Here is a 23,777-nt window from a genome sequence, read left to right as displayed (position 1 = left end):
GTGTAAAAAACACGTTTTATAGGTCTTTGCCTCAAAATATCAAAGCCATCTTTTTGAAAAACAAGAAAAAAACATTAACTTTGCAAGCATACTGATAGACTGAAAACATATTAAAAAACAATCTTTATAGCAAATGAATTCATTAAAAACAACTAAAATGACCAATTACAGATGGGTCATTTGTGCAATGTTGTTCTTTGCAACAACAGTGAATTACATGGACCGTCAGGTTCTGTCCTTGACATGGAAGGACTTCATCGCACCTGAGTTCCATTGGACAGACGAGGATTACGGCATTATCACCGGTGTTTTCTCGATTCTCTATGCGGTATTCTGCCTTTTCGCAGGAAAGTTCATCGACTGGATGGGCACAAAGAAAGGTTATCTTTGGGCAATCTTCATCTGGTCTTTAGGCGCATGTCTCCATGCCGGCTGCGGTTGGGTGACAATGAAATATGAAGGACTTGATTCCATCGAGGCCCTCCGTGCCGTTGAGGCAGGCTCGGCCACGGCCTTGGCCATTGCCACGATGAGTGTTTACCTGTTCCTTTTTTGCCGGAGTGTGCTTGCTGCCGGTGAGGCAGGAAACTTCCCTGCAGCCATCAAGGTTACGGCAGAGTATTTCCCGAAAAAAGACCGTGCCTTTGCCACATCGATTTTCAATGCAGGTGCATCTGTAGGTGCCTTGGCAGCTCCTGTCACCATTCCGCCTCTTGCAGAGAAGTTCGGATGGGAAATGGCATTCATCATTATAGGTGCCCTTGGCTTTGTATGGATGGCCGGATGGGTGTTCTTGTATGAAAAGCCAAACAAGTCTTCACATGTAAATGATGCAGAGCTTACATATATCAATCAGGACACAGAGGAAGATATCAATCCGAAAGATGCCAACGATGAAGGTCCGCAGATAAGCTTTGTAAAATGCTTTACTTTCCGTCAGACATGGGCGTTCGTGGCAGGAAAGTTCATGACCGATGGTGTATGGTGGTTCTACCTGTTTTGGGCTCCTGCATATTTCTCAGACCAGTTTGGCTATAAATCATCGTCAACAATGGGGCAGGCGCTTATATTCGTGCTTTACGCCATCGTAACCGTTCTGTCTATTTTCGGTGGTTACCTGCCAAAATACTTTGTAGAGAAAAAAGGGATGGGAGCCTATGCGGGCCGTATGCGCGCCATGCTTCTGTTTGCGTTCTTCCCCATATTTGCAATGTTCGCCCAGCCGTTGGCTGACTGGAGCGGCTCTCCGATTGATCCGGCATGGTGGCCTGCAATAATCATCGGACTTGCAGGAGCCGGACACCAGGCGTGGTCGGCAAACCTCTTCTCCACCGTCGGTGACATGTTCCCGAAGAGCACCATCGCGACAATCACAGGTATAGGCGCAATGGTGGGCGGTATCGCATCATTCTTAATTAATTACGGTTCCGGCAAGCTGTTCACATACGCAGAGAATCAGGGAAGCGCATTCACATTCTTCGGTTTTGAAGGAAAGCCTGCAAGCTACATGATTGTATTCTGCTTCTGTGCCGTTGCTTACCTTATAGGTTGGACAATCATGAAGACTCTCGTTCCAAAGTACAAACCGGTAGTTAATGAATAATAAGCAATAACAGAAATATAACAATAAAGAGTCCTCGCCATAATTCCTTTGGAGATTATGGCGCGGACTCTTTATTATCAGTATTCCATTTAAGTGTTCAAACATGTTTGATGTTGCTCGCCTGGCTTATCGAAAACGTCGGATTTCATTGCTTTCATCCGAAATGCTTTCTATAATAAGGGATCGGTAACAGGAGGGAGTATACGGTGTGGTGTAGGTGCGAACTGTCATGTGTGCAAACGTTTTGCACGGCACTCCGCCTGTTTTTTTATCTATTATTTGGCCTAAAAGATATATTTTTGTAATTTTACCCGCATAAATTCAATCAACTTATTCCTATGAATATAGATTTCAATTTGTCATATACGACAAAATACGGTGAAATATTAGTGGTTAACATAACAGGTTCGAGCTCAAAATCACTTGATTCCCAATATGTACTGTCTACGTCAGACGGCTTTAACTGGTCGTGCAGGATTGACGTACCGTTGTCTCAGGGAGATTTTATAGAGTATTATTATTCCGTTGTTTGCGGTGATGATGTTCTGCGTACAGAGTGGCTGGTGGCTCCCCATCGTCTTGATTTGCCGGCTAAGGCAGATTACTACAGCGTGTCGGATTATTGGATTGACATGCCCGAAGATGCATATCTGTATAGTTCCGCCTTCACCGATGCCGTTGCCGGTCATAAGATAACAGACTGCATGCCGGTGGATTTTTCCAGAACCCTTTGCATTAAGGTGCGTGCCCCCCAGTTGTGTAAGGGTGAGAGGCTTGCTTTGGTAGGCGACGGTTCGGTTCTCGGTGGATGGGACACAAGACGTGCCGTACCGATGACCGAACATTCGGTCAATGAGTGGATGGCTTGTCTTGATGCGGCCGCTTTCACCTGTCGGGATATGGAATTTAAGTTTGTGGCGTTGCCTTCTGACAATGAGACTGCTCCCAAGTGGGAGTCGTGTTTCAACCGTACGTTGCATTTGCCTGAGATACCCCCCTGCAGTGCGGCTGTTATAAGTGTTCATCAGGCGGTCATGCCGGTATATCCGTGGCGTGGAGCCGGCACGGTGATTCCTGTATTCTCTTTACGTTCTGAGGGAAGTTTCGGCGTGGGTGATTTCGGTGACCTTAAAATGCTTGTTGACTGGGCTGCGGAAACACATCAGAGCATAATACAGGTGCTCCCGATAAATGATACTACGATAAACCATACATGGCAGGATTCATATCCGTATAACAGTATAAGCATCTTTGCCTTGCATCCTCAGTATACCGACTTGCGCCAGTTGCCGGCTCTTGAAAGTCCGGAACGTCAGAAATACTATGATGATCTGGCAAAGGAACTGAACGCACTGCCCCGGATAGACTATGAACGTGTTAATGACGCAAAGACAGGATTCCTAAAAGAATTGTTTGAGGAAAAAGGCAGTGAGACTGTAAGCAGTGCGGAGTTCAAGGCGTTTTTTGAATCAAACAAAGACTGGCTCGTGCCATACGCCGCGTTCTGTTATTACAGAGACCTGTATGGTACGGCAAATTTTAATGACTGGCCGGATCACAGAAGTCTTTCGGAAAAGGAGCGTGAGAGTTTTGCCGACCCGTCCACTGATATGTATTCCAATGCGGTTTTCTGGTATTATGTACAGTTTAATCTCGACAGGCAGATGCGTGCCGCCCACAATCATGCGCTTCAAAAAGGCGTGGTATTGAAAGGAGACATCCCGATTGGCATAAGCCGCGAGAGTGTAGAGGCATGGGTGGATCCCAAATACTTCAACCTTAACGGACAGGCCGGTGCGCCACCGGATGCTTTTTCAACAGACGGACAGAACTGGGGATTCCCTACCTATAACTGGGATGAGATGATGAAAGACGGATGTTCGTGGTGGGTGCGCCGTTTCAGAAAAATGGCGGAATATTTCGATGCCTACCGTATAGACCATGTCTTGGGATTTTTCCGTATATGGGAAATTCCGGTGAATGCTATACACGGACTTCTCGGACAGTTCTCTCCGTCGCAAGGTATGACGCGTGAAGAGATAGAGAGTTACGGATTGCAGTTCAGGGAAGAGCTGTTCACACGACCTTTTATCACAGAATGGGTTCTTGACAGAATGTTTCCCGGCCGCACCGCTGAAGTAAAGGAGCTTTATCTTAACCGTCGCGGTGACAATTATGAGATGAAGCCAGAATATGATACACAGCGAAAGGTAGAGGCTGCCTTTAAGGGAAAGACGGATGAGAGGGATATATGGCTTCGCAACGGACTTTATGCACTTATAAGCGATGTGCTGTTTGTGCGTGACCACAAGAATGACAGCCTGTTCCATCCGCGTATTGCCGTTCAGTTTGATTATATATACGAATCGTTATGGGATTCGGACAAAGCTGCCTTCAACCGTCTGTATAATGATTATTTCTATCGTAGAAACGATGACTTCTGGTATCGTGAGGCAATGAAGAAGCTTCCGAAACTCACACAGGCGACAAGAATGCTTGTATGTGCGGAGGATTTGGGAATGGTTCCCGGATGTGTGGCCCCGGTGATGAATGAACTTAGGATCTTGAGCCTTGAGATACAGTCGATGCCGAAAGATCCGTCTGTAAGGTTCGGTCATCTGTCGCGTAATCCCTATCGGTCGGTGTGTACAATATCAACTCATGACATGGCAACCCTAAGGCAGTGGTGGGACGAGGATGCGGCACGTGCTCAGGACTTTTTCAATACCATGCTGCATCGTAGTGGCAGTGCACCACATCCGCTGCCGGGATGGCTGGCAGGCGAAATTGTATCACGGCATCTCAGCTGTCCGTCGATGCTATGTCTGCTGTCCTTGCAGGACTGGCTTTCCATTGACGAGAGCATACGTCTGGCGGATGCAGATGCGGAACGTATAAATATCCCTGCAAATCCACGCCACTATTGGCGTTATAGGATGCATCTTACATTGGAGCAGCTTATGGCGGCAGACGGATTCAATGAGAACATTACGTCGCTTATAAAAAACAGCGGAAGAGAATAAGCCACAAAGTGGGGTCGCAGAATACGTCTTGAATGATTTTGAATATATAGAACAGTGATGAAACGCATAAGCTTATTATTGAATTGATAGAATACAATATAAGCAGTATGAAACGAGTTATATTTCTTGTGACACTTGTGTTACAGATATTTGTTATGAGAGCAGCAACAGTGAATATCGACCGTATAGAGCCTGCCTGCTGGTATGCGGGAATGAAAAATCCGGTTCTTCAACTGATGGTTTACGGTAAGAATATCGCATCTTACGATGTCACTATAGATTATCCGGGTGTGAAAGTAGACAGTCTGGTACGTCTTGACAGCCCGAACTATCTTCTTGTATACCTTGATGTTGCCGGTGCACAGCCGGGCAAAATGACCATCGACTTTTCAGGAAAGAAAATAAAGTATGAGTTGAAAAGGCGTGAGATGAGCGGTGAGAAGCGTATTGGTTTTACCAATGCAGATGTACTTTATATGCTTATGCCCGACCGTTTTGCCTCAGCGGTAAGTCCGACAAAGAAAATGCGTGGGAGAATAATACCTATGAAGACCGAATATGTTGTTGACCGCACGCAGCCTTCATTGCGTCATGGAGGAAATCTGGAGGGCATACGCCAGCATTTGGATTATTTCACAGAACTTGGCGTGACGGCTTTGTGGTTTACTCCCGTTCTTGAGAATGATTCACCGGATAATAACGGAAAAAGCACATATCATGGCTATGCGACGACGGATTATTATAAGGTAGATCCACGTTTTGGTACCAATGAGGAGTATCGCCGGCTTATAGACGAAGCTCATTCAAAAGGACTTAAAGTGGTTATGGATATGATATTCAATCATTGCGGATACGACCACCCGTGGGTTGCTGACATGCCTTCAAAGGATTGGTTCAATAAGCCGGAATGGCTTGCGGCAGTGAAGGGTGGGGAGGCTCCTGATGTAGCGGCATCGAAAAACGGGGATTATCTGCAGACCAGCTATAAACTTACGCCTGTGCTCGATCCGTATGCCAGCAAGGTGGATATGAGTGAGACTGTTGACGGATGGTTTGTGCCGACAATGCCGGATTTGAACCAGCGTAACGGCCACTTAATGAAATATCTCATACAGAACAGTATGTGGTGGATAGAGACTGTCGGTATAGACGGTATCCGTATGGATACATATCCGTATGCGTATGCGGAGGCTATGGCCGGATGGATGAAAGAGATAAACAGTGAATATCCTAATTTCAACGTTGTCGGTGAGATATGGGTCACAGAGCCGGCCTATACTGCCGCATGGCAAAGGGATTCAAAGGTGGCGAAGATAAACAGCAATCTGAAAACAGTGATGGACTTCAGCTTCTTTGAAAAGATAAATATGGCCAAGAATGAGGAAACGGATGCATGGTGGAACGGTCTTAACCGGATATACAACAGTTTTGTTTATGACTATCTGTATCCCAACCCGTCGGGGGTGATGGCGTTTATCGAGAATCACGATACAGACCGTTTTCTTGGTGACGGGCATGATTCGACAGCCCTTAAGCAGGCTCTTGCATTACTTCTGACCGTAAACCGTACCCCACAGTTGTATTATGGAACGGAGATTATGATGAACGGGACAAAGGCCGTTACTGACGGCAATGTACGCAAGGATTTCCCCGGAGGATTCGATGGCGATTCCCATAACGCATTTACACCGGAGGGACGTACGAAACAGGAGAATGCAATGTTTAACTGGATTAGTCGTCTCTTGCATTGGCGTCAGGGCAACGATGTGGTTGTGAAGGGAAAGCAGACCCAATTCATTCCGTTTAACGGTGTATATGTAATAGCCAGAACTTATAACGGACGCACCGTTATGACTGTTCTTAACGGTACTCGCAAACCGGCTGTTATGACAGTGAGACGCTATGCCGAGATAATCGGGGATGCCGCCAAAGTGAAGGATGTGCTTACGGGACGGTATTACGACCTGTCTGCCGATGTGCGGTTGCGTCCGCGCCAAACACTTGTGCTTGAATGGTGATGTTAAACACTATATAAGATATCTGTTTATGAAACTTCTTGACGATTTACATGCCGGTAAATGGGTCTATGGCTTTTCTACCGAGATAAGGGAAATGCTGCGGACAACGGAAACTCTTTGTTTCCGGCTTAATGCCATTTCTCCTGATTGCGAAGAGGAGCGTGAAGAACTTGTACGTGGAATTTTAGGCCGTATAGGCAAGAATTTTACCGTTCATTCTCCTTTCCGTTGCGATTTTGGAAAGCATATTTTTATTGGAGACAACTTTGTTTCAAATTTCAACCTTACAATATTGGATGAGGCTATTGTGACAATAGGTGACAACGTGTTCATCGGGCCTAACTGCGGTGTCTATACTGTCAGGCATGCTCTTCTGCCAGATCAGCGTAATAAAGGAGTAATGAAAGCGTCTCCTGTCACGATAGGCGATAATGTGTGGCTTGCCGCTAATGTGACCGTACTTCCCGGTGTTACCATCGGTGATGGGGCGGTAATTGGTGCCGGAAGCGTTGTAACCCGCGATATACCTCCTTATACTCTTGCGGCAGGAAATCCATGCCGCCCGATTCGGAAGGTGACAGAGGCAGACCGTGTTGACGTGAATATTGAAGATTACAGGCGGGGATAAAGATTAAGAATCATGTTTCCTGTACGTTTCCGTCAAGTCGGATGATAAAACGATGTCACGGGTAGTGACATCGTTTTGCGATGTGTACAGTGTTTTGTCATATATCCGTGAAAATATGTATGACACGTGTCAAAGGCACGTCTCTACATGTCGGATGAACGCTGATGAAATCCAAGGACTTGTCGGATTTAATGTATGTGGTTTAATATATGGGTTTTTATTGTTTTGCTGTTTTGTATATACCGTGTAATGACTAACAGGTTCAGTTATATGCAGAACATAGAAAAAGAATTATGATTATGTCGTTTGAGATAACTGTTGGCTATATGTTACAGGAATTCAACAGGTTCAATGCCATGTACTTTGACGGTTGTCTTCCTGTGCCGGTATTGAAGATAGGCAAGGCGCGCTCAGCTTTGGGGACATTTTCATGCCGTCGTAAGAAGACATGGCTATTGGGAGGTACCAGACTGTGTGATTGTGTGATAAGATTGTCCTCGGCCTACCGTATGACAGAGAAAGACTATCAGAATGTACTTCTTCATGAGATGATACACTATTATATAGCTTATAAGAGAATAAAGGACACGTCTCCGCATGGGGAAGTGTTCCGAAAGGAAATGGAGCGTATAAACAGCTTCGGATGGCGGATAACCGTACGTGGAAAAGCTGGAAGCCTTGACCTGAAGAATATGGGACATAATGATAAGTTTCTTGTTCTTGCACTTAAATTGAAAGACGGCAAGTGTATGATAACTGTTGTCAATCCGAAGTATTATAAGACGATTGAGATGCAAATCCGTAGGATAGGTCTTCCATGGCATGGATGGTATGTAGGGTATGATGCCTATTTCGAGGGATTTTCTGTTGTGCGTACACTAAGGGGACGTAGGGTGAGTGGAAGTCTTATGTGCGAGAAACTGTCCGGACTGACGGAATATGAGCCGTGAACTTTTTTCTCTGAAATATTTCCTCATATCATGGAAATAATATAACTTTGTACACAATTAATAAAAACTCCCCTTTTAATTTAACGATGAATTCTGATAAGATATACACATTTGAGGAGGCTTTTGAAGCCTCCTTGCCTTATTTTGGCGGTGACGAACTTGCTGCTCGTGTGTGGGTGAATAAGTATGCTATGAAGGACAGCTTCGGCAATATATACGAGAAGTCTCCGTCAGACATGCATTGGCGCATTGCCAATGAGATAGCGCGTATAGAAGAGAAGTATGAGAATCCGATGACAGCAAAACAGGTGTTCGACCTGCTTGATCATTTCAGATATATTATTCCTGCAGGAAGCCCTATGACCGGTATAGGAAATGAGTATCAGATTGCCTCACTTAGCAACTGTTTCGTGGTGGGGCTTGACGGTGATGCCGATTCATACGGAGCCATAATGCGTATAGATGAGGAGCAGGTGCAGTTGATGAAACGCCGTGGCGGAGTAGGACATGACCTGTCGCACATACGTCCGAAAGGCTCACCTGTGAACAATTCGGCCCTTACATCCACAGGTCTTGTGCCGTTTATGGAGCGCTATAGCAATTCTACCCGGGAGGTAGCCCAGGACGGCCGCCGTGGTGCTTTGATGCTGTCGGTGAGTATCAAGCATCCTGACAGCGAGGCGTTTATAGATGCGAAGATGACGGAGGGCAGGGTGACCGGAGCAAATGTGTCTGTGAAGATAGACGATGCGTTTATGGAGGCTGCTGTCAACGGCCAGCCGTATGTGCAGAAGTTTCCGATAGACAGTGAGGCTCCGAAGTGTACAAGAGAGATTGACGCGAGTAAACTTTGGGGGAAAATAGTACACAATGCATGGAAAAGTGCAGAACCCGGAGTGCTTTTCTGGGATACTATAATACGTGAGAGTATTCCTGACTGTTATTCCGATCTCGGCTTTCGTACAGTATCCACCAATCCATGCGGTGAGATTCCGCTTTGCCCGTATGACTCATGTCGTCTGCTAAGTATAAACCTGTATTCGTATGTCGTGAATCCATTTACAAAGGAAGCCCGTTTTGATTACGAACTGTTTAAAAGCCACGTTGCGGCGGCACAGCGTATAATGGACGACATCGTAGACCTCGAACTTGAAAAGATCGAGAAGATAATGGAAAAGATAAATGCCGATCCGCAGAGTGAGGAGGTGAGAGGTGCAGAATATCATTTATGGGAAAAAATACAGCGTAAGAGCGGCATGGGTCGTCGTACCGGTGTCGGTATAACCGCTGAGGGTGATATGCTTGCTGCGCTTGGATATACCTACGGTACACAGGAAGCTACGGATTTTTCTGTTGGTATTCATAAAACTCTTGCGCTTGCAGCCTACCGCTCGTCAGTGAATATGGCACGTGAACGCGGAGCGTTTGAAGTGTTTGACGCAGGGCGTGAGGCGAACAATCCCTTTATTAACAGAATCAAGGAAGCCGATCCGCAACTTTATGATGATATGGTGAAGTATGGACGTAGAAATATTGCGTGTCTTACGATTGCACCAACTGGCACAACAAGTCTTATGACACAGACAACAAGCGGCATCGAGCCGGTTTTCATGCCTGTGTATAAGCGCAGGCGTAAGGTTAATCCCAATGATACAGAAGTACATGTTGACTTTACTGATGAGGTAGGGGACAGTTTTGAGGAATATATCGTTTATCACAATAAGTTTATAAAGTGGATGGAGGTAAACGGCATAGACACTAAAAAGAAATACACTCAGGAAGAGATAGACCAGCTCGTGGCAAAGTCTCCGTATTACAAGGCAACGGCAAATGATGTTGACTGGCTTATGAAGGTGCGTATGCAGGGAGCTATTCAGAAATGGGTCGACCACTCTATCAGTGTAACCGTTAATCTTCCTAACGATGTGGACGAGACTCTTGTGAACAAGCTGTATGTTGAGGCCTGGCGCTCAGGTTGCAAGGGATGTACGATATACCGTGACGGAAGCCGTTCTGGAGTGATGGTGGCTGTAGAGAAGAAAGATAAAAAGAATGATGTGAAGGCATCTGATTCCGTCACTCCGTGCAAACATCCTGAGGTGACGGAAGTACGTCCTCAGGTGCTCGACTGTGATGTGGTGCGTTTCCAGAATAATAAAGAAAAGTGGGTTGCTTTCGTCGGCTTGCTTAATGGATATCCATACGAGATATTTACGGGATTACAAGACGATGAGGAGGGCATTGTATTGCCAAAGACAGTGACAAAGGGAAAGATTATAAAGCAACTTGACGAAAATGGGAAAAAACGTTATGATTTCCAGTTTGAGAACAAGCGTGGATATAAGACAACCGTTGAGGGACTGAGCGAGAAGTTCAATCCCGAATATTGGAACTATGCAAAGTTAATCAGTGGAGTGCTTCGTTACCGCATGCCTATTGTTCATGTTATAAAGTTAGTCGGTTCCTTGCAGTTGAAGAGCGAAAGTATCAACACTTGGAAGAATGGTGTGGAGAGAGCATTGAAAAAGTATATTGTTGACGGGACGGAGGCTAAGGGACAGAAATGCCCGAATTGCGGACATGAGACTTTGGTTTATCAGGAGGGATGCCTGATATGTACTAGTTGCGGAGCATCACGTTGTGGATAATCGTGATATGATGGAAATAAGTTCAAGTTATATATTTTTAAGTGGGGTCCGTTTTCACTCTTTCCATGGGGTTATGCCTCAGGAACGTAGAGTGGGGGCGGACTTCACCGTTGATTTACGTATAGGGTATGATTTTTCCGTTGCAGCTGTCGACGATGATTTGGAGCATACGATAAGTTATGCGGATTTATTCTGTATTTTAAAAGACGAGATGTCTATACCCTCAAAACTTGTTGAGCATGTGGCCGGAAGGATAAGCCGGCGGATTTTGTCTGTTTATCCTGAGGTCAATTCAATAGATATCATCATTACAAAAGACAATCCTCCTATGGGAGCCGACAGCAAAGGTGCAGGCGTGGAATTGCATATTAAAAATGTATAAAGGAAAAAGCTTTTTTTATTTCTCATTGTTAAATAAGCGTAAAAAACGAATAGACCTGTGTTAAGGACTTTTATAATAATGAGAAAATTAATAATTTTGCAGTCCGATTATTTCGGGGAATTCTTAGAACCCCATGGACTTTGTGTTAATAGTTGTATCTTTGGCCGGATGCGGCGGTTAGTGAATCATTGTCCGAACAGTGAGTGATGCCTTGGGTGATGAGTCTTTGGCATGTTTGCTGTATGAAGAAATAAACATGTTTTTTAGTAGTAAAATTTAAAATTTAAAATGAACACTTTAAGTTACAAGACTATTTCCGCCAACAAGGAAACAGCAAAGAAAGAGTGGGTCGTTATTGATGCCAGCGATCAGATTGTAGGTCGTCTATGCTCTAAGGTTGCTAAGCTTATCCGCGGAAAGTACAAACCCAATTTCACTCCTCATGTGGATTGTGGAGACAACGTAATCATTATCAATGCAGCAAAAGTCGTTTTCTCAGGCAAGAAGGAGACAGACAAGGTTTACACCCGCTATACTGGTTATCCTGGCGGTCAGCGTTTCAACACTCCTGCGGAACTTCGCAAGCGTGAAGGCGGCGTAGACAAGATTATCCGTCACGCTGTAAAGGGAATGTTGCCAAAAGGTCCTTTAGGCCGTAAGTTGTTGACAAACCTCTATGTATATGAGGGAACGGAGCACAAACATGAGGCTCAGAAACCAAAGACAATAGATATTAACCAGTATAAATAAATAAGATGATGGAAGTTATTAATGCAATTGGTCGTCGTAAGAGTGCTGTTGCACGTGTTTACGTAAGCGAAGGTACAGGCAAGATTACGATCAATAAGAAAGATATAACGGAATATTTTCCTTCAGCAATACTTCAGTATGTTGTAAAGCAGCCGTTGTTGCTGCTCGATTCTGTTGAGAAGTATGATATAAAGGCAAATCTTGACGGTGGCGGTTTTACAGGTCAGAGTCAGGCTCTGCGTATGGCCATTGCCCGTGCATTGGTTAAAATCAATGAAGAGGACAAGAAAAGCCTTAAGAAGCAGGGCTTCCTCACACGTGATGCACGTGCTGTTGAGCGTAAGAAGCCGGGTCAGCCGAAGGCACGTCGTCGTTTCCAGTTCAGCAAGCGTTAATCCATAGGATAGCCGGACAATGTTTAGCATCTAAACCTTCAGGACTCACATTATATATATCTATGCTGATTACCTGTTGGCTGATTCTAACAAGAATAAAAAAGAAAGTAAACAACAATTTAAGTAATTAGAAAATGTCAAGAACAAATTTTGATATGTTGCTGCAGGCTGGTTGCCATTTCGGACACCTGCGCCGTAAATGGAACCCTGCAATGGCTCCGTACATCTATACAGAACGTAACGGTATTCATATTATCGACCTTCACAAAACAGTAGTGAAGATTGACGAGACAGCCGAGGCTCTTAAGCAGATTGCAAAATCAGGAAAGAAGATTCTGTTCGTCGCTACTAAAAAACAGACAAAGGACGTTGTTGCCGAAAAGGCTTCAAGCGTAAACATGCCTTTCGTTATCGAGCGTTGGCCGGGCGGTATGCTCACCAACTTCCCTACAATCCGTAAGGCAATAAAGAAAATGGCGAACATCGACAGACTTATGGCCGATGGCACATACTCAAACCTTTCTAAGCGCGAGTTGCTGCAGATTACACGCCAGCGTGCTAAATTGGAGAAGAACCTTGGTTCTATAGCTGATCTTACACGTCTGCCTTCTGCACTCTTTGTAGTGGATGTATGTAAAGAAGCTATTGCGGTTAAGGAAGCCAACCGTCTGGGCATACCGGTATTTGCTATTGTTGATACCAACTCCAATCCTAAGAATGTCGATTATGTAATTCCTGCAAACGATGATGCCAAGGATAGCGTTGAGGTAATCTTGAATGCTTGCTGCGCCGCTATTGCAGAGGGACTTGAGGAACGTAAGGCTGAGAAGGCTGACGAGAAAGCTGCGGAAGCACAGTCAGATGAGGCTGCAGAGGGCAAGAAGCGCGGTGCGCGTAAGGCCCGCAAGGAAGCTCCTAAGGCTTCTGAGACGCCTGCACAGGAGACTGTTGCTGAGGAAGAGACTCCGGCAGAGGCTTAATCCGGCATCTTACAAAAGTATTTATTTTCACGAACCAAAAAAATAAAAATACAATTATGGCTATATCAATAGCAGACATCCAGAAACTTCGCAAAATGAGCGGTGCCGGTCTTTCCGACTGTAAAAAGGCACTCACCGACGCTGAAGGTGATTTCGACAAGGCAATGGATATTATCCGTGAGAAGGGTCAGGCTATCGCAGCGAAGCGCAGTGACCGTGAAACTTCAAACGGTTGTGTGCTTGTAAAGGCAGAGAACGGTTTTGCCGCTATCATCGCCTTGAAGTGCGAGACAGACTTTGTTGCCAACGGTGCTGATTATATAAAACTCACAGAGGATATTCTCAACGCTGCTGTTGCCGCAAAGGCTAAGACTATCGATGAGGTAAAGGAACTGACACTCGCTGACGGCACAAAGGTGCAGGATGCTGTTGTGGCACGTTCCGGTATCACCGGTGAGAAAATGGAACTTGACGGCTACAGTTTCATTGAGGGTGAGAACGTTTCTGTATACGACCACATGAACAACCACTTACTTTGCACAATGGTACAGACAAGCAAACCGGCAGAAGAGCAGGCACATGCCATCGCCATGCAGGTTGCTGCTATGAATCCTGTTGCTCTTGATGAAGCTTCGGTTCCTCAGGAAGTGAAGGACAATGAGCTGAAGGTTGCCATTGAGAAGACTAAGGAGGAGCAGGTACAGAAGGCTGTTGAGGCAGCTTTAAAGAAAGCCGGTTTCAACCTTTATATAGCAGAGAATGAGGAGCACCTCAACGAGGGTGTGATGAAAGGCTCTATAACAGAAGCCCAGGCTGAGGAAATCCGTGAGTTGAAGAAGACCACAGCCGAGCAGAAAGCAGCCAATCTGCCTGAGCAGATGATACAGAACATCGCTAAGGGTCGTATGGCAAAATTCTTCAAGGAGTCTTGTCTTCTCAATCAGGAGTTCATTCAGGACAGCAAGCAGACTGTAACAGATTATCTTAAGGCTGCCGACAAGGACCTTACAGTTGTTGCATTCAAGCGTTTCACACTTCGTGCCGAGTAATTATTTTACGGAAATAAAGTATTAATATTGATAAGGCAGAGACGATAAGTCTTTCGGTTTTATTAATGATTGTTTATAGAGTCAAGTAGTCGGATATTCCTGCTTCTTGACTCTTTTTGTCTATCCAAATATCATACAGATGAAGATTTTTGCAATAGGAATGAACTATCTCTTGCACAATAAAGAGCTTGACGGAACGTTATATAAGACAGAGGAGCCTGTTGTCTTCACTAAAGCAGACTCGGCGCTGCTCAAGGACCATAAGCCTTTTTTTATTCCAGACTGGAGTAAACAGGTAGATTATGAGACGGAACTGGTTGTGCGTATATGCCGTTTGGGAAAGAGCATACCGGAACGTTTTGCCCACAGATATTATGATGCGGTGACGGTCGGAGTGGATTTTACGGCACGCGATATTCAGAGGAAACTGAGGGCTGCCGGACAGCCCTGGGAACTTTCAAAAGGGTTTGACGGTTCTGCAGCCATAGGAGAGTGGGTTGGCGTGGAAAAGTTCCGTGATATTCAGGCTATCCATTTCCGCCTTGACATAAACGGCAGCACTGTTCAGGAGGGATGTACGAGTGATATGCTTTTCAAGGTGGACTATTTAGTTTCATATATAAGTCGTTTTTTCACCCTTAAAACCGGTGATATTATTTATACCGGTACTCCGGCAGGAGTCGGTCCGGTGCATATTGATGACCATATTACCGGTTTTCTTGAAGACCGTAAAGTATTAGAGTTTAATTGTAAATGAGCATAAGATTTATCCTGACTTTAATCATGGCGCTTTCCGTTGCCGTGAACTCATCAGCCCAAGGTTTTTTCAACCTGACCGCGCAGCAGGTCAGGATAGATGGTGATTTGCCATATTTTACATATATGCATAGGGTCGGTGTCGACTATGCAGATTCTGTTTATAGCGTATCGATAGACTATCCGGAGTTTATCGATATGAGCGATACCGATATCAGAAGATATAAGAATATAACACGAGATTCGCTTCCTGAGATGCCTGTGGTGTATTCCGATATGGCTGTTGCCAGGAAAGTAGGGTCGTTGTGTGTTTCTTTTGTACCTCTTGTTTTCCGTGAAGGCAAGTATCAGAAACTTGTGAGTTTTAAGCTTTCGGTGAAGGCACGCCATATAAGTGACGTTTTTCCAGGAGATGGTAATTTTTCTGGAAACGGACAATGTTCTAAAAACAGTGTACGTGTGTCTGGAGCAGGCTTTAAAGGAAAGGCGTCTGTCACCGAGCGTTATCCGTCAGAATCAGTATTGCGTTCAGGGCGTTGGGTGAAAATAAGCGTACCTGCTTCCGGTGTATATCAGATTACCGATGAATTGATACGCCGGGCAGGTTTCAAGGATTTGTCAAAGGTGAAGATATACGGATACGGAGGTGCCTTGCAGCCGGAAGTTCTTACGGATGCCTATATGCGTTCGGTAAAGGACCTGCCTGAAGTTCCTGTATGTATTGTCGGTGGGAAATATCTTTTTTATGCCAGGGGGCCAGTATCTTGGGACAGCAGTAACAACAGGGTGAGGAATCCTTATTCAAATAACGGATATTATTTTCTTACATCGGATGATGCAGGGCCTCTGACAGTAGATAAAGATGATTTCCTGACAGAGTTGAAATATGCATCCGAGAATCATAACACCTTGTATGAGGTGGATAATTACGCATGGTTTGCAGGAGGAAGAAATCTGTATGACTCACGGTTGTATAAGATTGGTGTTCCTAATGATTACACTGTTCCTGCGGCAGCCTCCGGTCCCGGCAGGCTGAGGGTTGTTCTTACTTCTGACTTGCGTTCAGAGGCTGAGGTAAGCATTAACGACAGCGTGGTAGGAACAATACGTATCGCAAATCCACCGAATACGAAATACGACAGGGCTGAAGTGGCTACCGGTCTTTTTGTGGTCAAGAATTTGCAGGCATCCAATAAGGTGACCGTAACACAGGTCAATGGAAGCAACATGCGTCTTGACTATATTACATTGCATTCATCGGAGTCTGCACCGCTTCCTGATTTGGAGAACGGCACTTTCCCGTCTCCGTCTTATGTCTATGTCATAACAAACCAGAATCATCATGCTGATACGAGCGTAGATATGGTGATTGTTGTGCCTACCACCCAAAAGCTCATGCCGCAGGCGGAACGTCTTAAGGCATTGCATGAGAAGCATGACAATATGAAGGTGAGGATAGTACCTTTGGATGAACTGTATAATGAGTTTTCCAGCGGGACACCTGACGCCACCGCCATACGGCGTTACATGAAGATGCTTTACGACCGTGCTTCTACAGAAGAGGAAATGCCTAAATATCTTGTGATGTTTGGCGACGGAGCATGGGACAACAGGATGCTCTCACCGGCATGGAAAGGTTATTCTCCGGACGATTTCCTGCCTTGTTTTGAGAGTGAGAACTCTTTCAGTGCCACAGACTGTTATGTGTCGGACGATTTCTTTTGTCTGCTTGATGACGGTGAGCGTATCGAGAATACTACCGGAGGCTTGAACCGTTTCTTCGGTCAGCCGGACATCGCTGTCGGACGTTTTCCTGTTAGAACGCCGGATGAGGCAAGGATAATGGTGGATAAGGTGGAGGCATATATGAGTAATGCTGATGCCGGAGCATGGCAGAATACTGTGGTGTTCATGGCCGATGACGGAAACTACAATACTCACATGAAACAGGCTGAAGGCATAGCTCAGATGATAGAAAAGAAGTATCCCTCACTTGATATCAAGCGCATAATGTGGGACGCTTATACACGTGAGTCGTCGTCTACCGGCAAGACGTATCCGGAGGTGACCAAGCTTGCCCGGCAATATATGAGCAACGGTGCTCTTGTTATGAATTATACCGGTCATGGTGTCGAGTATGCCATATCTCATGAGATGGTTCTTAAACTGGCTGATTTCAGAGACATCAAGACCAAACGTTTGCCTTTGTGGGTGACAGCGGCATGCGACATCCTACCGTTTGACGGACAGACAGAAAATATAGGAGAGGCGGCGGTTCTTAATCCTTCCGGCGGAGCTGTGGCGTTTTTTGGGACTACCCGCACGGTATATGCTTCCGAGAATGAGAAGATGAACTATGAGTTCATGAAGAACGTGTTTTCAAAAAGGAACGGCAAGCCTATTTCCATCGGTGAGGCAGTACGTCTTGCAAAGGATTCACTTGTAAGTTCGTATGCTCCGAAAGATCCGTTGGATACACTTAAGAGAGATAAGACAGCCAACAAGTTGCAGTTCACACTTCTTGGTGACCCGGCGTTGGTTCTGGCCGCCCCCACGATGAAGGCGGTTGTCGATACCATCAACGGAATAGCCACCGACAGTGGCAGGGAAATACTTCTCAAGGCCGGTACGAAGGTGGCTGTGTCTGGGCGCGTTCTTGACGGAGGTGTGAAGGACAGCGAATTCAGCGGGCTTGTGACGGCACAGGTAAAAGGTGTGCGGCAACTGATAAGATGCAAGCATAACGATGCGGGTGAGAGTGAGAGCTCCTCTGTGCCGTTTTCCTACTATGACCGTCAGAACATTGTATTCAGCGGAACCGACAGCATACGTGGCGGTGATTTCAGGTTTGAGTTCATTGTGCCAAAGGATATAACATATAGTGACGGAACCGGACAGATAAGCATTTATGCCGTGAATGCGGACAAGACAAGGACAGCAAACGGTGTGGACAACAGTTTTGTTCTTAACGGTACGGGTGATATAGGCAATGATTCTATAGGCCCGTCGATATACTGCTATCTCAATTCCTCGGCATTCTGCAACGGAGACGTAGTGAATTCCACACCGTATTTCATGGCGGAGGTAAGCGATGAGGACGGAATTAATGCTTCGGGCGGCAGCATCGGTCATGACATGCTGTTGGTGATAGACGGAAAGATGGCCTCTACCTTCGTGTTGAATGATTATTTCACTTTTGACTTCGGCAGTTATACATCAGGAAATGTAGGTTTCCGTCTGCCACAGTTGTCCGACGGTCCCCACAGGTTGCTTTTCCGTGCATGGGACGTGCTCAACAATTCGTCTTCGGTGGAGCTTGACTTCAATGTGTCGTCAAAGGCCGAGGCTACTATAATGAATGTCGAGTGTACGAATAATCCTGCAACGACGCATACATCGTTTATGATAGTTCAGGACCGTATCGGTGAGGAGGTGGCTGTCACTGTTGAGGTGTTTGACATGTCTGGGCGTCCTGTCTGGAAGCATTCCGACTCTGTCGTTCCTGATATGAATACCATAACCGTTGACTGGAATCTGACCGTTGGCGGAGGCCGTCGTGTTGGCACAGGCGTATACCTGTATCGTGCCACAATAGAAAACGGTGACGGATCTTATACGTCGAAGGCCAAGAAATTGATAGTCTTAAGCAATAAATGACGCATGTTTCGCGTTTAAAACTTAACTTGCGTTTTTAAAATCAAAATAAAGCAGATGAATAAATTCTTTTATAAAAGGCTCTCTGCCGTTGCTTTGTGCCTGAGCCTTACTGTTGCCATGTATGGACAGGATGACAAGCTTACCGAGTTCAATCCGGTGGAGCATGCGGTCATCTCGCAGACTATTGCCCCTGATGCACGTTCGGCCGGTATGGGTGATGTCGGTGTAGCCACAGATCCGGATGTGAATTCACAATATTGGAACCCGGCAAAATACCCGTTTTGTATAAGCCGTGCCGGTGTGGCTTTGAACTACACTCCGTGGCTAAGGCAGTTGGTGGACGACATCGACCTCGCCTATGTTGCCGGATACTACCGAATAGGCGACTACAGTGCCGTTTCCGGTTCGTTGCGTTATTTCTCTCTTGGCGAAGTCTCTACATCCACTGAAGCTAATGCCATGACGGTAAATCCATACGAGATGTCGTTAGACGTGGCATACTCGCTTATGCTTAGCGAGACATTTTCCATTGCCGCAGGCATACGTTGGATATATTCCGATTTGCGCTATGACTATAGGGACGATTCGTCACCGGCATCGGCTTTTGCCGCTGACTTGGCCATGTACTACAATAATTATTTCAACATGGGCAATCGGGAGTGTCAGCTCGGTCTTGGCATGAATATAAGCAATGTGGGAAGTAAGATATCTTATTTCGGGGCTGAGTCAAGCCAGTTTCTGCCTGCGAACCTGCGTATCGGAGCCTCGCTGATGATTCCTGTAGATGAGTACAACCGCTTTTCCATAGCTGCCGACGCCAACAAGCTTCTTGTGCCCACTGTTCCGAAGCAGGAAGAAGGAGAGACTTCCGCCGATTATAGAGCCCGTGTGATAAAGGAATACGGTGACATGGGAGCTATTACCGGTATTTTCAAGAGTTTCGGAGATGCTCCTGGCGGTTTCAAGGAAGAACTTGAGGAGATACAGTGGAGTGTCGGTGCAGAGTATGTCTATCACGACCAGTTCTCGCTCCGTGCCGGCTATCACCATGAGAGTCAGAGCAAGGGTAACCGTAAGTATTTCACTGTCGGCGGCGGATTCCGCATGAATGTGTTCTCGTTAGATGTGGGCTATGTGATATCTACGGCTCAGAGCAATCCTCTTGACCAGACCCTGCGTTTTTCTCTTGCCTTTGATATGGATGGAATAAAGGATCTGTTCAGAAGATGAAAATAAGAGTTGGTTTCGGATTTGATGTCCACAAGCTTGTGGAAGGACGTGAACTGTGGCTTGGAGGTATAAGGATAGACCATGTCATGGGCCTTTTGGGACACAGCGATGCGGATGTGCTCATACATGCCATCTGTGATGCAATGCTCGGGGCGGCCAATATGCGGGACATAGGATATCATTTCCCAGACACATCGGCCGACACGTTAAATATAGACAGTAAGATTTTGCTCAGGAAAACAAACGGGCTGATTTCCGCTAAGGGCTACAGGATTGGAAATATCGATGCCACCGTATGTGCGGAGCGTCCGAAAATAAACCCTCATGTGCCTGCCATGAAAGCTTGTCTTGCCGATATTCTTCAGACAGATGAAGATAATATATCAATAAAGGCGACAACAACGGAAAAGCTTGGATTTACCGGCCGAGAGGAGGGTATCAGTGCATACGCAACCGTGCTTATCGAAAAAGGATAAGCACGGTTTTTTTATGTTGTGGGTTACAATCCTTTATCGGAAAGCATAATGAATATGGATGATTCAATGAAAGGTGTTGAATATGTCTGACCACAGTTATTCCGTAACATTCAGGTTGCTTGTGCGGAAATGATGTTTGCAGGGAAGAATGTGGCACGTATGTGACATACAAACATCACAGACGTCTGCAATATCAGTTGTAGGGCAATAAAATGTTTACAGGCCTGTACAATAAATAGAATCATAAAAACGTTTTATATGATATATAAGGCCGTAGGTAATGCTCTAATATATAGAATGTAATGTCGTGTCTGATTATGATGGACGACAAATATTAAGCAGGCATATATCATTGCGTCATTGGTCTGAAATAATGGAGCATCATACAACAGTTTAGGGAAGGAGATGACAGATTTTTTTAAAATACGACGGAAAGGGTTTACCGATTCCGAATATGTTGAGGGCATAAAGGCGCGCGACAGCCGTATACAATGCTCATTATATGAGAAATGTCGCGAGATGTTTCTTAAAAACACGTCAAAATACGGAGGTCTTTCATTTGACGACATGAAGGACCTGTTTCAGGAGGCATATATTATAATGTGGGAGAAGATGGAGAGAGGAGACATCTTTTCCGATGCTGACGGAGTCTTCGCCAGAAGAACGGACGGTACAGTATATCCTACCGGAATAGCCGGATTTTTCATGCAGACAGTATCTAATAAATACCACGACCGGCTGAGACAGTGCCGTAATACGGTTGAATTGGACTCTTATACCGACATAGTGATATTTCCCGATGATGATCCCGACATTACACGCGACAAAATTGTGGGACAATGTGTAAAGACAATGCCCCAACGGTGCGTGGAGATACTCACAATGTTCTACTATGAGAAGAAAACACTCGAAGAGATACTCGTGGAACGCATGAATAACTCGTCTTACGACGGACTGAAAACAAGTAAGTATAAGTGCGTAAAGAAACTGAAGACAAGAATAAGAGAGGCTTTTTCAATGGCGGGACTGAAAGTTCCGTCAGACATATAAAAATGGCAGGAATATGGAATACGACATTGAAAAACAGGATGTTGTCGACCGCTATGTACGCGGTGAGATGACATACAAAGAGGAGAGGAACTTTAAGGCTGAGATGGATAAAAGTCCGGAATTAATGGAAGAGGTGCTTCTTGAAATGAGCATATCCGACAATATCTGTTCGATGGCTGATAAGAAACGGAAAATGCGTCAATGGGAGCATGACATCACCGCACGCAAGAATAAAAAAATATGGCTCGTATCTACTGTTGCAGGCATTGCCGCATGTTTCATTGTCGCATTGATCTTGTTGGTCCCGATGCGAAGGTACGGGCAGGGTATGATTACTTTTACCGGCAATCATGGCGCGGAATGCGGAACGTCAGTCCCTGTTGATACTATGCAAGGCATATTTACATCGATAGAGAAAGGTAAGTATCGGCAGGCGTTGAACAGCATTGACAGACTTCTTCTTATGCAAGATCTTAACAAAAACGATATCTATAGCCTCACATGGTTACGCATACATGTTTTTATAGGAGCCGGACGTATTGAAGAGGCTGTAATACAGCTCAGGGATTTAAAAAAGGAAAAAGGACGATATGCCGGAGAGGCGGAGAATGTTCTCAGACAGCTTGAGGAGCAACTTCAATACAGACGGGATACCGTTAAGGCGGTAATGCCATAATGAAAAAGCTTGTTGTTGGCGTAATGGCAGTTTTCGCAACTGCGTCATTATCCTGATTCATTATACGCGCTTGACACATCGCAAAGCGATGTCCCTACATGTTGGAAGGAGCTCCTCCGGTTCCCCGAAGGGGAGAGAAAGGACGGGAATGTGGAAGCACATGTGTTTATGCAAATAAAAAGCTCATCCCGGAGTGGGAACTGAGCCCTTGATTTATAGGCGGGCCGCCAATATATGAGTGTGTGAGTGGTTTTTGCCGGGCATACAAAGAACTGAGCCTTGAAGGTTTTGTACGGACCTTCAAGGCTCAGTTCTGTCTCGGGCGCAGCCTCGTATGACAGTCTATTTTGTGTGTAGAATTAGTTTTTATTTGTATTTCAGTATCTGTCCGGGCATTAGTCTGATATTCTTCCCGATTCTGTTCAACTTGCATATTGCGTTTACAGTCGTCTTGCGCTTCTTTGCAATGCTTGAAAGGGTCTCTCCTGATTTCACCTTGTGGAAACGCACGGAAGTGCTGTATGTTGCTGCCGGGGCGGCTGTTGCCAGTTCCACATCCTCGTCAGAGCCGTATTTTCTGCTGCCTGTACCGCGCAGACGGTTTGCGGCAATTGATTCACCCTCGTATGTGTTTTTACGGAACATGTAATAGTCGTCCACCACATCCTGATTTCTGAAATCGAACATCAGTGCCGGATTGAGCGCCACTCCGCACAGGCGTGTCTCAAAGTGCAGGTGTGAACCGGTGCTTCGTCCGGTGTTGCCTCCAAGTCCTATCGGATCGCCTGCACGCACCTCATCGTTCTCTGCCACCAGATGTTTTGACATGTGGCCGTAGATGGTCTCCAAACCGTTGTTGTGCCTTATCACGACATATTTGCCATATCCTGCGGCTTCGTATCTTACTATTCGCACCTTTCCGTTGAATGCGGCACGTATTGTATCTCCTGTGTATACTTTTACGTCAATTCCTTTATGCTGTCGTCCCCAACGGCTTCCGAAGTTGGAAGTGATGACGCGGCTCGGTGTCGGCATGCAGAAATTCTTCAGATTTATTCTGAATGAGTCGGGAAGGGCTGTTGCACGGTGTGCATATCTGTTGTTCCAGTCCTCATACAGGTCAGCGGACGGTGTCTCCATTTGTTCGGCCTGAATGAGCCTGTGTAATGCCACGGAGTCAACTGCTTTCATTTTTTTGTCAATAGGAGCCTGACGTGCCAAGAGGTCTTGTCCCGACATGGGGATGGTTGAAATAGACATGAACGCCAAAAACGCTATTGTTTTAAGTTTCTTAAAATTCATATTTACAATTTTGGTCAGGGTTAGTTGCCCTTAGGTTCGGTTGTGAAAGCAATCAGATAATTAATAATCCAATTATGCTTGATTATGTTTTCACATTAATATATCAACGTTTGCAAAGATAATAAAAATAATCCGAAGTAAGTGTATTATTAACACAATCTAAAGGATATTTAACAGTAAGCCCCTTACCTTTCGTTTTTTTAT

18 protein-coding genes are annotated in these 23,777 nt (G+C 45.5%); 17 read left to right on the top strand and 1 reads right to left on the bottom strand.

The window, feature by feature from the left end:
• Positions 1-133 precede the first annotated feature (133 nt).
• The 17 genes from HPS56_RS05695 to HPS56_RS05615 all read left to right on the top strand — a co-directional run bounded on the left by HPS56_RS05695 (position 134) and on the right by HPS56_RS05615 (position 22,271).
• Positions 134-1,603, top strand: a complete 1,470-nt coding sequence (locus HPS56_RS05695) for an MFS transporter (RefSeq protein WP_172275199.1) — start codon at positions 134-136, stop codon at positions 1,601-1,603.
• 338 nt (positions 1,604-1,941) lie between these two features.
• On the top strand, positions 1,942-4,626 hold the full coding sequence (locus tag HPS56_RS05690; protein WP_172275198.1) for a 4-alpha-glucanotransferase: 2,685 nt from the start codon (positions 1,942-1,944) through the stop codon (positions 4,624-4,626).
• 107 nt (positions 4,627-4,733) lie between these two features.
• A complete protein-coding gene (locus HPS56_RS05685) occupies positions 4,734-6,644 on the top strand; it encodes an alpha-amylase family glycosyl hydrolase (RefSeq protein ID WP_172275197.1) in 1,911 nt (636 codons plus the stop codon).
• 28 nt (positions 6,645-6,672) lie between these two features.
• Positions 6,673-7,272, top strand: a complete 600-nt coding sequence (locus HPS56_RS05680; RefSeq protein WP_172275196.1) for a sugar O-acetyltransferase — start codon at positions 6,673-6,675, stop codon at positions 7,270-7,272.
• Positions 7,273-7,571: 299 nt separating this feature from the next.
• Entirely contained in the window at positions 7,572-8,222 is a 651-nt protein-coding gene (locus tag HPS56_RS05675; RefSeq protein ID WP_172275195.1) for a SprT-like domain-containing protein, read from the top strand.
• 86 nt (positions 8,223-8,308) lie between these two features.
• A complete protein-coding gene (locus HPS56_RS05670) occupies positions 8,309-10,870 on the top strand; it encodes an adenosylcobalamin-dependent ribonucleoside-diphosphate reductase (RefSeq protein ID WP_172275194.1) in 2,562 nt (853 codons plus the stop codon).
• Between the two features lie 7 nt (positions 10,871-10,877).
• Positions 10,878-11,252, top strand: a complete 375-nt coding sequence (gene folB / locus HPS56_RS05665) for a dihydroneopterin aldolase (RefSeq protein WP_349665792.1) — start codon at positions 10,878-10,880, stop codon at positions 11,250-11,252.
• A gap of 288 nt (positions 11,253-11,540) precedes the next feature.
• Positions 11,541-12,002 (top strand): 50S ribosomal protein L13, encoded by a 462-nt coding sequence (gene rplM / locus HPS56_RS05660; protein ID WP_172275193.1) that lies wholly within the window; start codon positions 11,541-11,543, stop codon positions 12,000-12,002.
• A gap of 8 nt (positions 12,003-12,010) precedes the next feature.
• Entirely contained in the window at positions 12,011-12,397 is a 387-nt protein-coding gene (rpsI, locus tag HPS56_RS05655) for a 30S ribosomal protein S9 (protein WP_172275331.1), read from the top strand.
• A gap of 134 nt (positions 12,398-12,531) precedes the next feature.
• Positions 12,532-13,377: a 30S ribosomal protein S2 gene (gene rpsB, locus HPS56_RS05650; protein WP_172275192.1), complete on the top strand. Its 846-nt coding sequence runs from the start codon at positions 12,532-12,534 to the stop codon at positions 13,375-13,377.
• Positions 13,378-13,433: 56 nt separating this feature from the next.
• The gene (gene tsf, locus HPS56_RS05645) at positions 13,434-14,426 is read left to right on the top strand and encodes a translation elongation factor Ts (protein WP_172275191.1); all 993 of its coding nucleotides are present in this window, start codon (positions 13,434-13,436) and stop codon (positions 14,424-14,426) included.
• Positions 14,427-14,565: 139 nt separating this feature from the next.
• Positions 14,566-15,183: a fumarylacetoacetate hydrolase family protein gene (locus HPS56_RS05640; protein WP_172275190.1), complete on the top strand. Its 618-nt coding sequence runs from the start codon at positions 14,566-14,568 to the stop codon at positions 15,181-15,183.
• Positions 15,180-18,839: a type IX secretion system sortase PorU gene (gene porU, locus HPS56_RS05635; RefSeq protein WP_172275189.1), complete on the top strand. Its 3,660-nt coding sequence runs from the start codon at positions 15,180-15,182 to the stop codon at positions 18,837-18,839. Before HPS56_RS05640 ends, porU begins: the two co-directional genes overlap by 4 nt.
• Positions 18,840-18,893: 54 nt before the next feature.
• Positions 18,894-20,069, top strand: a complete 1,176-nt coding sequence (porV, locus tag HPS56_RS05630; protein ID WP_172275188.1) for a type IX secretion system outer membrane channel protein PorV — start codon at positions 18,894-18,896, stop codon at positions 20,067-20,069.
• Positions 20,066-20,545 carry a 2-C-methyl-D-erythritol 2,4-cyclodiphosphate synthase gene (gene ispF, locus HPS56_RS05625; RefSeq protein WP_172275187.1) on the top strand — a complete coding sequence of 160 codons (480 nt, stop codon included), beginning with the start codon at positions 20,066-20,068 and terminating at the stop codon, positions 20,543-20,545. The genes porV and ispF overlap by 4 nt, the downstream gene beginning before the upstream one ends.
• Positions 20,546-20,950: 405 nt before the next feature.
• Positions 20,951-21,595: an RNA polymerase sigma factor gene (locus HPS56_RS05620; protein ID WP_172275186.1), complete on the top strand. Its 645-nt coding sequence runs from the start codon at positions 20,951-20,953 to the stop codon at positions 21,593-21,595.
• Positions 21,596-21,608: 13 nt separating this feature from the next.
• On the top strand, positions 21,609-22,271 hold the full coding sequence (locus tag HPS56_RS05615; protein ID WP_172275185.1) for a hypothetical protein: 663 nt from the start codon (positions 21,609-21,611) through the stop codon (positions 22,269-22,271).
• 366 nt (positions 22,272-22,637) lie between these two features.
• Here HPS56_RS05615 and HPS56_RS05610 read toward each other — a convergent pair whose 3' ends face one another.
• Complete coding sequence (locus HPS56_RS05610; RefSeq protein ID WP_172275184.1) at positions 22,638-23,573, bottom strand: peptidoglycan DD-metalloendopeptidase family protein; 936 nt, start codon at positions 23,571-23,573, stop codon at positions 22,638-22,640.
• Between the last annotated feature and the right edge of the window lie 204 nt (positions 23,574-23,777).

The organism is Xylanibacter muris, assembly GCF_013166605.1.
In the GTDB taxonomy this organism is placed as follows: domain Bacteria; phylum Bacteroidota; class Bacteroidia; order Bacteroidales; family Bacteroidaceae; genus Prevotella; species Prevotella muris.
This window is presented reverse-complemented; position numbering and strand designations above follow the sequence as displayed.

Bases quoted from the DNA above. Each gene is read 5' to 3' on its own strand.
- HPS56_RS05685 (WP_172275197.1), top strand. From the start codon at position 4,734: ATGAAACGAGTTATATTTCTTGTGACACTTGTGTTACAGATATTTGTT.
- rplM (WP_172275193.1), top strand. From the start codon at position 11,541: ATGAACACTTTAAGTTACAAGACTATTTCCGCCAACAAGGAAACAGCA.
- HPS56_RS05620 (WP_172275186.1), top strand. From the start codon at position 20,951: ATGACAGATTTTTTTAAAATACGACGGAAAGGGTTTACCGATTCCGAA.
- folB (WP_349665792.1), top strand. From the start codon at position 10,878: ATGATGGAAATAAGTTCAAGTTATATATTTTTAAGTGGGGTCCGTTTT.
- HPS56_RS05615 (WP_172275185.1), top strand. From the start codon at position 21,609: ATGGAATACGACATTGAAAAACAGGATGTTGTCGACCGCTATGTACGC.
- ispF (WP_172275187.1), top strand. From the start codon at position 20,066: ATGAAAATAAGAGTTGGTTTCGGATTTGATGTCCACAAGCTTGTGGAA.
- HPS56_RS05695 (WP_172275199.1), top strand. From the start codon at position 134: ATGAATTCATTAAAAACAACTAAAATGACCAATTACAGATGGGTCATT.
- tsf (WP_172275191.1), top strand. From the start codon at position 13,434: ATGGCTATATCAATAGCAGACATCCAGAAACTTCGCAAAATGAGCGGT.
- HPS56_RS05670 (WP_172275194.1), top strand. From the start codon at position 8,309: ATGAATTCTGATAAGATATACACATTTGAGGAGGCTTTTGAAGCCTCC.
- porV (WP_172275188.1), top strand. From the start codon at position 18,894: ATGAATAAATTCTTTTATAAAAGGCTCTCTGCCGTTGCTTTGTGCCTG.
- HPS56_RS05680 (WP_172275196.1), top strand. From the start codon at position 6,673: ATGAAACTTCTTGACGATTTACATGCCGGTAAATGGGTCTATGGCTTT.
- rpsB (WP_172275192.1), top strand. From the start codon at position 12,532: ATGTCAAGAACAAATTTTGATATGTTGCTGCAGGCTGGTTGCCATTTC.
- HPS56_RS05675 (WP_172275195.1), top strand. From the start codon at position 7,572: ATGTCGTTTGAGATAACTGTTGGCTATATGTTACAGGAATTCAACAGG.
- porU (WP_172275189.1), top strand. From the start codon at position 15,180: ATGAGCATAAGATTTATCCTGACTTTAATCATGGCGCTTTCCGTTGCC.
- HPS56_RS05610 (WP_172275184.1), bottom strand. From the start codon at position 23,573: ATGAATTTTAAGAAACTTAAAACAATAGCGTTTTTGGCGTTCATGTCT.
- rpsI (WP_172275331.1), top strand. From the start codon at position 12,011: ATGGAAGTTATTAATGCAATTGGTCGTCGTAAGAGTGCTGTTGCACGT.
- HPS56_RS05640 (WP_172275190.1), top strand. From the start codon at position 14,566: ATGAAGATTTTTGCAATAGGAATGAACTATCTCTTGCACAATAAAGAG.
- HPS56_RS05690 (WP_172275198.1), top strand. From the start codon at position 1,942: ATGAATATAGATTTCAATTTGTCATATACGACAAAATACGGTGAAATA.